Annotated in this window: 7 protein-coding genes, 1 rRNA gene and 1 other RNA gene; 8 read left to right on the forward strand and 1 reads right to left on the reverse strand. The window is 45.6% G+C overall.

Features of this window, described 5'->3' with window-relative positions:
• Positions 1-34 precede the first annotated feature (34 nt).
• Positions 35-1,318, reverse strand: a complete 1,284-nt coding sequence (locus EDD68_RS06160) for a LysM peptidoglycan-binding domain-containing protein (RefSeq protein WP_132371377.1) — start codon at positions 1,316-1,318, stop codon at positions 35-37.
• Between the two features lie 130 nt (positions 1,319-1,448).
• Here EDD68_RS06160 and tadA point away from each other — a divergent pair, with 130 nt between their 5' ends.
• The 8 genes from tadA to EDD68_RS06200 form a co-directional block, all read left to right on the forward strand.
• Positions 1,449-1,916 carry a tRNA adenosine(34) deaminase TadA gene (tadA, locus tag EDD68_RS06165; protein ID WP_132371378.1) on the forward strand — a complete coding sequence of 156 codons (468 nt, stop codon included), beginning with the start codon at positions 1,449-1,451 and terminating at the stop codon, positions 1,914-1,916.
• Positions 1,917-2,023: 107 nt separating this feature from the next.
• Positions 2,024-2,290: signal recognition particle sRNA large type (gene ffs, locus EDD68_RS06170), an RNA gene on the forward strand.
• A 321-nt stretch (positions 2,291-2,611) separates the two neighbouring features.
• Entirely contained in the window at positions 2,612-4,288 is a 1,677-nt protein-coding gene (gene dnaX / locus EDD68_RS06175) for a DNA polymerase III subunit gamma/tau (protein ID WP_132371379.1), read from the forward strand.
• Positions 4,289-4,303: 15 nt separating this feature from the next.
• Positions 4,304-4,627: a YbaB/EbfC family nucleoid-associated protein gene (locus EDD68_RS06180; RefSeq protein WP_132371380.1), complete on the forward strand. Its 324-nt coding sequence runs from the start codon at positions 4,304-4,306 to the stop codon at positions 4,625-4,627.
• Positions 4,628-4,638: 11 nt separating this feature from the next.
• A complete protein-coding gene (gene recR / locus EDD68_RS06185; RefSeq protein WP_132371381.1) occupies positions 4,639-5,235 on the forward strand; it encodes a recombination mediator RecR in 597 nt (198 codons plus the stop codon).
• A gap of 15 nt (positions 5,236-5,250) precedes the next feature.
• Positions 5,251-5,490: a YaaL family protein gene (locus EDD68_RS06190; protein ID WP_132371382.1), complete on the forward strand. Its 240-nt coding sequence runs from the start codon at positions 5,251-5,253 to the stop codon at positions 5,488-5,490.
• A gap of 47 nt (positions 5,491-5,537) precedes the next feature.
• Entirely contained in the window at positions 5,538-5,804 is a 267-nt protein-coding gene (locus tag EDD68_RS06195) for a pro-sigmaK processing inhibitor BofA family protein (protein ID WP_132371383.1), read from the forward strand.
• A gap of 238 nt (positions 5,805-6,042) precedes the next feature.
• Positions 6,043-7,182, forward strand: a 16S ribosomal RNA gene (locus EDD68_RS06200); the annotation flags it as partial.

Genomic DNA, 7,182 nt, shown 5'->3' on the forward strand with positions numbered 1-7,182 from the left:
TGCTTTGAAGCGGGTTGACAAGTATTTGTAACCTTTACGGTTCTTTCACAACATTAAATTCACTGTTGATCAGTGCCCAGTTTTGAGGAAAACTTAATCCCAGCTTCCAGTAGCTGACTCCTTTTAAGTTCAGTTCCCTGACAAGATCAAATTTTGCCTGAATGGATCTGGCATCCTCAAACCAGACTTCGTGCCGCCTTCCCTGATTATCTGTATAGAAGAAAAAAGGGGCTTCGGCTTCCTCATCATATTCAATGGCAACATTTTGTTCCCTGGCCAGCTGAATGGCTTGCTGTGGGCTCAGTGCCCTTGCATATTCTCCGCCGGGTTCATAGGGGAGGGTCCAGTCATAACCGTAAAGGTTCTGGCCGAGGAAAATTTTTTCAGATGGCATTTCTGTGAGTGCGTATTCCACTACCTGACGAACTGGTCCAATCGGTGAAACAGGCATAGGTGGTCCTCCGCTGTATCCCCACTCATAGGTCATCAGGACAACAAAATCCGCAATCTGCCCATGTGCTCCATAGTCATGGGCTTCATACCAGGCTCCTTTCTGCTCAGCAGATATTTTGGGTGCCAGTGCAGTTGATAAAAGAAGTCCTTCATTTGATAGGCGTTCTTTTGCTTTACGCAAAAACTGATTGTAATTTTCCCTGACTTCCGGGGGCAAAAATTCAAAATCAAAATGAATATCCCGAAAGCCAAACTCTCTGGCTGTTTGTATGATATTATCCAACAGGGTGTTTTGAATATTTTCGTCTGTTACAATGAGCCGGCCTAACTCCCGGCTGAACTGTCCTTCTTCCAGATTGGTCACGACCATCATTAAAGCAGCACGATTAGCGTCGGCGATTTCTGCAAACTGATTTAATGGAGGAGCTGTCAGGGATCCGTCACGGTTAACACGATAACTGAAAGGAGCGAGATAGGATAAATATCTTGTCCTTCTTCTTGCAGACTGTTCCAGAACGGGACTCACTTGATCACCGACAGGTTCTACATAAGCATTAAAAAAAGCTCTTGTTTTTGGTCTTTCAGGAATCGATAATACCTGACCAGGATTTAAAGGGGCATTTACAGCAATTTGACTGGCTTCAGCAATCTCCTGGTATGGAACATTAAATTGTTGTCCAATCTGATAAAGTGTATCACCAGGCTGAACAACATACTGATTAGAAGGAATGACAAGTGCCTGCCCGACGACGAGGTTTTCGGGCTGGTCAAGTTCATTGAGGCTGATAATCGACTGGGTGGCAATTTGAAAGGAACGGGCAATCTGAAAAATGGAATCCCCCTGTTTGACAACATAAATGATCATTCATCAAGTCCTCCTTTCGAACTGTGACTCTCATACCAATGTATGATTGGAGGCCAGTCCTTATACTTGCAACAGGATGAAAAGTTGCTTAAGATTTTTTCAGAATATCATGTAAAGAGAAGTGATCCACATGAATCATGAATATTTTATGAAACAGGCCATTGAGGAAGCTAAAAAAGCAGAGGGAATTGCGGAAGTTCCCATTGGAGCCGTTATTGTAAAAGATCATCATATTATTGCCAGAGCCCATAATTTGCGGGAAACTTCTCAGAAAGCCAGTGCACATGCTGAACTTTTAGCCATTGAAGAAGCAAATGAGAGGCTGAACAGCTGGCGGCTGGAAAATTGCACCCTTTATGTAACCCTGGAGCCCTGTCCGATGTGTGCAGGGGCTATTTTGCAATCACGAATTCCGGTTGTGGTGTATGGCGCCCGCGATCCAAAGGCAGGAAGTGCAGGAACCCTTTTGAATCTCCTGGAAGATCATAGATTTAATCACGTAGCAGAAGTAATTCCCGGTGTTCTTGAAAAACAATGTGGATCTCTGTTAAGTGATTTTTTCCGCCAGCTCCGGAAAAAGAAAAAGGATAATGTATGATAAACTGGAAATGGTTCCTTTGATAAAAGGATTGAATTTTTTGTGGAGAACCGATATACTAGATAGTGCACATTTTTGATGTGCCATAAACATTGTTAGAAGATTTGCCGTGCTAGGCGGGGAGGTAGCGGTGCCCTGAACTCGCAATCCGCTATAGCGGGGCTGAATTCCTGCTCTGAGGTGTAGTCATCTCATGGTCTGCCGTAAGCAACCGGTGCTGACACCCGGGTCCTGCGCAACGGGAACCCGTGAACCCTGTCAGGTCCGGAAGGAAGCAGCAGTAAGCGGTCATTCTCGTGTGCCGCAGGGCAGCCTGGGTCGAGCCGTGAGCTTATGTAACGCTTGAGGTGACTCCATCGAAGGCAGGTGCACGGCGTTACAAATGAATTATATACGACACACTCTCGAGCCCCTGCGATTCAGCAGGGGTTTTTTCAATAAATGTCAGACGGAGATCTGTATTACCTGGCCCCTCGAACTGATCCGGTTTTATTGCAGCGGCAACAGATTCATCATAAGCCCTCCAACGGTTTCGGCAGGACTGAACTTTTCTTTTTTATTTTATCAAAAGTCAGGGAGGATTAACGTCTTAATGTTGACAGCCTAATCATCTCTAAAAAATATGCAAGAGTTTTTGAAATCACTGTAAACAATCAGGTATAATGAGGAAGAAACCACAAAGGGGAACGTGGAACATGAGCTATCAAGCGTTGTATCGTGTATGGCGCCCAAAAACTTTTCAGGATGTTGTGGGGCAGTCCCACATTACTAGAACATTACAAAATGCCATTGTGCAACAGAAGTTTTCCCATGCTTACCTGTTCTCAGGGCCAAGGGGTACCGGAAAAACGAGTGCTGCAAAAATTTTTGCCAAAGCTGTAAATTGTGAGCGTTCTCCGGTAAGAGAGCCATGTAATGAATGCGCGGCATGCCGGGGCATTCAGGATGGCTCCATATCCGATGTCATTGAAATTGATGCAGCTTCCAACAATAGCGTAGAGCAGGTCAGAGATATCCGGGAACACGTCAATTATGCACCGAGTGCGGTTAAGTATAAAGTGTATATTATTGACGAAGTGCATATGTTATCCATAAGTGCGTTTAATGCACTTTTAAAAACTCTGGAAGAGCCGCCGGAACACGTGATTTTTATACTGGCTACCACTGAGCCCCATAAGATTCCGCTAACGATTATATCCAGATGTCAGCGTTTTGACTTTAAGCGCATTTCTCAGCAGGCGATTGTGAGCCGGTTGAAAACTATTGTTGAATCGGAAGGAGTCAAAGTGGATGAAGAGGCACTTCTAACTGTGGCACTGGCTGCAGAAGGAGGCATGCGTGATGCTTTAAGTCTCCTGGATCAGGCGATTTCTTACAGTGAAAATGAGTCCGTATCCCTTGATGACGTTCTGGCAGTAACGGGATCCGTTTCCCAGAAGCGGCTGGGAGATATGATTCAGTCGTTGAATAACCGGGATTCCAGGGAATCCTTAAATATGCTGGATCAGGCCATGCAGGAAGGTAAAGATCCGGGGCGGCTCGTTTTTGATTTCATTTATTATTTAAGGGATGTTTTGCTTTATCAGAACACACCAGATAAAGAATTGCTGGAAAGAGCCATTCCGGATGAGATGTTCCAGAATCTGGCTCAAACATTGGATGCAGACTGGATACAAAAATCTATCACCATTTTCAATCAATGCCAGCAAGAAATGAAGTGGACGACCACACCTAAGATTTTTCTGGAAATTGCTTTTTTGAAAATAGTAGACAACCAGCAGGAAAAGGCTGAATCCGGTGCTGTATCTTCTCAGCTTCTCAAACGGGTAGAACAACTTGAAAAAGAACTACAGCAGATAAAGCAGATGGATGTTTCTTCCGGCGGAACGGGTACTCCTTCCAGCGAACCCCGGTCTAAACCGCTTCAGCGGGGAAAAAAATATAAGGTTCCGTATGAACGAATCCGAAAGGTGCTGGATGAGGCTTCTAAAAGAGAATTGCAAAATATTCAGAGTCAGTGGGCGGCTTTTATGGATTCCTTAAAGCAAAACAGCCCGCCGGCTCATGCGAAACTAATGAACAGCAAGCCAAGGGCAGCATCGGAGAATTCCCTCGTTTTATCTTTTAAGTATGAAATTCATTGCTCTCTAATGCTGGAAAATCAAAAGACCATTGAATCGCTGCTGTCTGATTTTATCGGAAAACCGATTGCGATTATTCCGATTCCAGAAGCCGATTGGACGGAGTTAAGGGAAGAATATGTTCGTAAACAACGTCAACAGGACCAGGGTGACGCCGAAGAAGCCGAGGACCCGGTTGTTGCCGAAGCCCGGAAACTCGTTGGCGATGAATTGCTAGACATAAAAGATTGATAAGGAGGAATTCACATGCGTGGTGGAATGGGCAATATGAATAATATGATGAAACAGATGCAAAAAATGCAGAAGAAAATGATGCAGGCACAGGAGGAACTGCATAACTCAACCTTCGAGGCCACTTCAGGCGGGGGAATGGTTAAGGTTGTAGTAAACGGAAAAAAAGAACTTGTTGATATTGAACTTAATGAAGAAGTCGTAGATCCCGATGATGTGGAAATGCTTCAGGATCTGATTCTGGCGGCTACGAATGAAGCACTAAAACAGGTAGATGACAAAACGAATGAAACAATGGGACAATTTACGAAAGGATTGAACATTCCCGGAATGTTCTAGGGGGTTCTTTTATGTATTATCCAGAACCGATTTCAAGGTTAATTGACAGCTTTACCAAGTTGCCAGGAATAGGGCCAAAAACGGCGGTTCGCCTGGCCTTTTTTGTGTTAAATATGAAAGAAGATGATGTGCTAGATTTTGCTAAATCACTCGTCAATGCAAAGCGGGAACTGACCCATTGCTCCGTCTGCGGGCACATTACTGATCAGGATCCCTGTACAATCTGTCAGGATGAAAGCAGAGATAAGAGCACTATCTGTGTAGTCCAGGACCCAAAAGATGTCATCGCAATGGAAAAGATGAAGGAATACAAGGGGAAATATCATGTCCTTCATGGCGCGATTTCTCCAATCGATGGAATAGGACCTGAAGATATCAATATTCCAGGTCTCCTCAACCGATTAAAAGATGAAAATGTGAAAGAGCTAATATTAGCAACGAATCCGAACATAGAAGGGGAGGCAACTGCGATGTATATTTCCAGACTGGTTAAACCGGCAGGTATTAAAACAACGCGCATTGCACACGGCCTCCCTGTAGGAGGAGATCTAGAGTATGCCGATGAAGTCACACTGTCTAAGGCATTAGAGGGAAGAAGAGAATTATAGATCGGCGGTGTACCCATGCTTAGAAAAAAGCAAATAAAGAAAAAGCACCTGGATCAAGATTTGCTTGATCATATCCGTCATTTAAAGGAAGAAATGGATCAACTGGAAGGAATATTAAGAAATAGTGTGGATCCGAGTGAAAAAGGCTTATACGACCTTGCTGTAAAAAGAGCGAAATATTACTATATGTTAAAAGAAGCGAGGCATCGACACATTCATCATTCATCATCGTGTTCTATTTCTCTCCGGCCCTGAATATATAAATATATATCAGGACAAGCAAACGGGAGAGTGAATAAACGATGGATGCATATCTGATCATCGGCGTTATACTGGGAGTCATTTTGCTGTTATTCGTCGTGGGTGTTCCAACGAAAATTTTTAAGTATTTGTCACAGGGAGTTATAAAAATAGTTATAGGGGCTTTGCTGTTATTTTTTCTAAATGTATTCGGTGCGAATTTTGGAATACATGTGCCGATTAATTTGTTTACAACTTTGATTACTGGTTTTTTAGGGCTCCCGGGACTGGCTTCACTCGTTGCCATTCACATGATTGTATTCCCATAAATTGGGCTGAAAAAATCAGCCCAATTTCTATTGCAATGTTATTTTTATTGTGTTATATTGTTATCTGTCGTCAACAGGAGATGTTGCCGAACAGCTATTAAAAAAACTTGTTGACATTCGAAATAAAACTTGTTATATTACTAAAGTCGCTGTTTTAAAGCGAAAACCTTTCGAACCTTGAAAACTGAACAAAACAACTTGTAACGCCAGAAGCGAGAATCAAATGATTCAAACAAATTTTTTGGAGAGTTTGATCCTGGCTCAGGACGAACGCTGGCGGCGTGCCTAATACATGCAAGTCGAGCGCGGGAAGCATCCAGATCCCTTCGGGGTGACGGGTGTGGAACGAGCGGCGAACGGGTGAGTAACACGTGGGCAACCTGCCTGTAAGACCGGGATAACTCCGGGAAACCGGTGCTAATACCGGATAAGACCGAAGGTCGCATGATCTTCGGGTGAAAGGCGGCTTCGGCTGTCGCTTACAGATGGGCCCGCGGCGCATTAGCTAGTTGGTGAGGTAACGGCTCACCAAGGCGACGATGCGTAGCCGACCTGAGAGGGTGATCGGCCACACTGGGACTGAGACACGGCCCAGACTCCTACGGGAGGCAGCAGTAGGGAATCTTCCGCAATGGACGAAAGTCTGACGGAGCAACGCCGCGTGAGCGAAGAAGGTCTTCGGATCGTAAAGCTCTGTTGTCAGGGAAGAACAAGTACCGGTCGAACAGGCCGGTACCTTGACGGTACCTGACGAGAAAGCCCCGGCTAACTACGTGCCAGCAGCCGCGGTAATACGTAGGGGGCAAGCGTTGTCCGGAATTATTGGGCGTAAAGCGCGCGCAGGCGGTTCCTTAAGTCTGATGTGAAAGCCCACGGCTCAACCGTGGAGGGTCATTGGAAACTGGGGAACTGGAGTGCAGGAGAGGAGAGCGGAATTCCACGTGTAGCGGTGAAATGCGTAGAGATGTGGAGGAACACCAGTGGCGAAGGCGGCTCTCTGGCCTGTAACTGACGCTGAGGCGCGAAAGCGTGGGGAGCGAACAGGATTAGATACCCTGGTAGTCCACGCCGTAAACGATGAGTGCTAGGTGTTAGGGGTGTTACCGCCCTTAGTGCTGAAGTTAACGCATTAAGCACTCCGCCTGGGGAGTACGGCCGCAAGGCTGAAACTCAAAGGAATTGACGGGGGCCCGCACAAGCGGTGGAGCATGTGGTTTAATTCGAAGCAACGCGAAGAACCTTACCAGGTCTTGACATCCTCTGACCGCCCTGGAGACAGGGTTTTCCCTTCGGGGACAGAGTGACAGGTGGTGCATGGTTGTCGTCAGCTCGTGTCGTGAGATGTTGGGTTAAGTCCCGCAACGAGCGCAACCCCTGA

The organism is Melghiribacillus thermohalophilus (genome assembly GCF_004342905.1).
In the GTDB taxonomy this organism is placed as follows: Bacteria; Bacillota; Bacilli; order Bacillales; family Alkalibacillaceae; genus Melghiribacillus; species Melghiribacillus thermohalophilus.